Annotated in this window: 1 protein-coding gene; it reads right to left on the bottom strand. The window is 70.4% G+C overall.

The features are described 5' to 3' along the window. Window positions 1–9: 9 nt before the first annotated feature. A complete protein-coding gene (locus ACLZOT_RS50345) occupies window positions 10–276 on the bottom strand; it encodes a DUF4190 domain-containing protein (protein ID WP_416976037.1) in 267 nt (88 codons plus the stop codon). Window positions 277–388 lie beyond the last annotated feature (112 nt).

Here is a 388-nt window from a genome sequence, read left to right on the forward strand (position 1 = left end):
CGGCACAGGCTAGAAGCTCCAGGACACCGTGCTGTCCATCTGCACGAACGCCAGCAGGACCAGCAGGTCTGCCACGCCCAGGCCCAGGCCCAGGTATGCCCGGCCCTTGCGCTTGGTGCCGCGCCACAGGGACGCCGCTGCCAGGACGATGGCGGTCGGGCCGAGGAAGACGTTGAAGACGAGGAGGCCCAAGAGGCCGAGGACGAAGGACGCGACCGCCATGCCGTCGGCGTCGCGGGTGCGGGGCCGGGTGGTTGCGGGGGCGGTGAGTTGCATGGGTTTCAGCTCCTGTGAAGTGCGTTCGCGGAAGTCAGTTGCGGCGGGCGTGACGCTCGCGGGCGGCGAAGACGGCCAGCCATACGGCGATCACGGCGGCGGTGACGGCGGT

This window comes from Streptomyces sp. 4F14, from assembly GCF_048159485.1.
Classification (GTDB): domain Bacteria; phylum Actinomycetota; class Actinomycetes; order Streptomycetales; family Streptomycetaceae; genus Streptomyces.

What these genes read in the sequence shown, in the direction of transcription:
- ACLZOT_RS50345 (WP_416976037.1), bottom strand. Translation starts at nt 276, where the DNA reads ATGCAACTCACCGCCCCCGCAACCACCCGGCCCCGCACCCGCGACGCC.